A 3,013-nucleotide genomic window follows, 5' to 3' on the forward strand; every position below is an offset into this window, starting at 1 on the left:
CGCCTCGGACTCGGATAGCCAGTCGAGCGACATCTGAACCGTTCGCTTGGGGGTGAAGCGCTCGAAATACTCGGTTCGACTCTGGTCCTTCGCGGTGGTCACTTCAGTGCCGCTGTCGTAGCCGTACTGCGGCCCCAGGCTGATGTTGTAGTGCGGCTGCCACGCGTCGCTGACGAACACCCGCCCGAGCGTCAGCGCGCCCTCGAGGTTGGCCTCGTCGAATAGCTCGACGTGGATGCGCCCGGCGATCTGGGCGTCATCCATGAACACGGTCAGCAGCGGCGTATAACTGCGGCGCGTGTTCTCCTGCATCCGCCGGTTCCAGAAGTTGTCGTTGCCCCAGATCACGTCGCCAATGCCGTAGACGATCGGCCAGACATCGCGCTTGCCGCTGTCCCACACCAGGTCGTCGCCATCCTGGTCGCGATAGACCCGCACCCGCACCAACGCGCTGGAACTCAGGTTGTGCGCGGGGATGGCCACCACCGCCACCGGCCGGCGTTGGGGGAACGTCATCACGAACTGTGTCGCCGTCGGGTCCAGGCCGTTGGTCTTGGCCACCACCGAAAAGCGCCGGTCCTGAACATTGGCCAGCGGCAGCGTCTCGACGTAATCGCCGCCGCTGACCGTGACGTCGTCGATGTAGTTCGGCCAGCCAAGCACTACCCGTTTCGGATCAAGCGCCATCGATCACCCCCATAAATTGACCTCGATCGCACCCTTTTGAGCATCGAGCCGATAACCAACCACCCGCATCACACGGCCGACGCCATAGCCCAGGCGTGGCGTTTTCACCGTGAGGCACTGCCCCACGGCGATGGCGCCGAGATCATCGACCCGCGCAGTTATCGTGACGATGTCACGACGCACGCCCAGCACCGCGACCAGGTCGCTGGCCACCTGCTCGGCGCTGCCGCGTGAGGCCAGCGCGCTATCGATCGTGAGCGAGCCCGCCAACGGATGACGCGCCAACGTCTCGGCACGCTCGACGACAGCTTGGCGTGCTTGCTGGGAGAGACGAGCGCGGCGCGCGTCGTCGACGCTGCCGGCCACGTCTCGCTGCACCGTCTCTATGCGATCCGCATTGATCGTCACCCGGCCGACCGGCAAAAGGTTTTCGCCGGCGCCGGTGGCGCTACGTTTGATATCGAGGATTGCGTAATCCTCGAGCGTATCGACGGGAGCTGTCGGAGCCTCGAGCCGCCGGCAGCGCAAGGTGCCGTCGGGCTCGACGTTGAGATACCCACCCACCGAGATCGCCAGGTTGTCCAGCAGATCCAGCGTATCGGTCGACGAAGTGACGTAGACCCGCACCGCGCCCAGCGTATTGAGATCCGCCACGTCGTCAGCGCTGACACGCCAGCCGCGATCGCCGGCTATCGTCTCGAACACGTCGCCGGCATCGGGTGCACTCGTCGTCGCATCGACCGTGACCGTTCCCGACGGAGACGCCCCCAGGCGAACGTAGCCGCCATAGGCGCGCCATTCGCCGGCCGCTGGTGCATCGGCCTGCAATGCATCCAGCGAGGCGTAGGCGGCACCCTGGGACAGCTCGGCGCCATTGTCGTAAACGGACGTCATCTCACAGTCGTCGCGATCGGAGACCTGATAGATCAGCCGCGCGGTGTTGACCGTCACCGGCGTGGCGTTGGCCACCTCGCCGAACAACAGCGGTTTGGCCTGCCCGGCGATGTCACCCTCCACCCCTTCCAACCCATCCGGTAGCACGTTGCCGCCGGTATAGGTCGCCTGCGGATGCGGTGTCTGCAGCGGTTCCAACGGCCCACGCAACACCACCGAAACGCTGCCGGATTCGAACGACAGCCGCCCCACCGTGCCTCGAAGCGCGGTGGCGCGTGCATCGCCGACGCCATGGCACAACGTGGCCGCTCGCCCGTCGACGGCGTAATCGACCAGGTGATCGAGGCCGCCGTCCGCATTGACCAGCGTCGTTTCGCCGTAGCTGGAGCGGTCTCCACTGATCAGCGACCCAGCAAAAAGCCCGGCTCGAAAGAGACCGGGCTGATTGATGCGAGGATCGAAAGCGTTATCGTCGGGGTCGTCGTAACGCCCCAACGAATAACGCAACGTCACGGAATCGCCCCCGGGGTCGAGGGCGTCCACTTGCAGTGTCCACGTCATGCGCGGGCTTTCTCCAATCGGTTGTCGGACTCCAGGCGGTCAAGCGAGCGATTGCCCTGCTCGGTCGCGGCGATCTGGCGACGATGCCCTTCGGCACTGACGCGCACCCCGGCCGCGCCGTGCTGCTCGATCTGGCGTAGCAGCTCGGCGTTCTGTTGCATCAGCCGGTTGTTGTCACGCAATAGCCGCTCCAGTTGGCCGTTGTCGCCACCCACCGCCGGCGGCGGAATCATCACCGGTGGCAAGCTGCCGTCGAGGAACGACCGCACCGCCGGCGCCTGATCGGCCGTGGCCACGAACTCGCCCCGGTGCAGCTCCGCGCGGTACCCATCGAACGGCACATAATCCAGCCCCGTGGCGTGGCTGCCGTCGAACTGCTCGATTTTCTTGAGCTGTTCGATCTGGTCCTTGAGCGCGTCGATTTCCTTCTGGGTACTGCTGCGATCGCCCATCAGGTCATCCAACGACGACTCAGCGTCATCGAGCTGATCGCGAACGCTGTCACCGTCGCGCCAGTCGAAGTTGGTGCCGTAGAAGCTGTTGAGCGCGTCCTGCATTGCGTCCCAGGCGTCATCCATCGTCTGGATGCCCTGATCGTCATAGCCGGCGTAATACGTCTTGCCGCCATACTCGATCTCGAACCGGTTGCGCGAGTCGCCCTCACCGTAGAAATCCGTTTCATCCAGCTCGAGCAGCTTGTTGCTGCCCTCGCCGGTTGCCCGGTTGAACGCGTGAACGTAGTCCGACAGGGTATCCCACAGGTTTTTGACGTTGTGCCGCTCGTCGCTATTGCCCGACGTCTTGAGTTTTCCATCCTCCCAGTAGGCGTTCTCATCACCGATATAACCGGTGTAGCCCTTATAGGTCTTAT

At 64.2% G+C, this 3,013-nt stretch carries 3 protein-coding genes; all 3 read right to left on the reverse strand.

Annotated elements, in window-relative coordinates:
* A partial coding sequence (locus DOM36_RS20255) for a hypothetical protein (RefSeq protein ID WP_110641103.1) occupies positions 1-687 on the reverse strand: 687 nt, incomplete at its 3' end.
* A gap of 3 nt (positions 688-690) precedes the next feature.
* Positions 691-2,142, reverse strand: coding sequence for a hypothetical protein (locus DOM36_RS02400; protein ID WP_110641105.1), 1,452 nt, complete (start codon positions 2,140-2,142; stop codon positions 691-693).
* Positions 2,139-3,013: hypothetical protein (locus DOM36_RS02405; protein WP_198651176.1), on the reverse strand; the 875-nt coding region annotated here is incomplete at its 5' end. The genes DOM36_RS02405 and DOM36_RS02400, both read right to left, overlap by 4 nt.

This window comes from Salinicola sp. CPA57, assembly GCF_003206035.1.
GTDB lineage: Bacteria > Pseudomonadota > Gammaproteobacteria > Pseudomonadales > Halomonadaceae > Salinicola > Salinicola socius.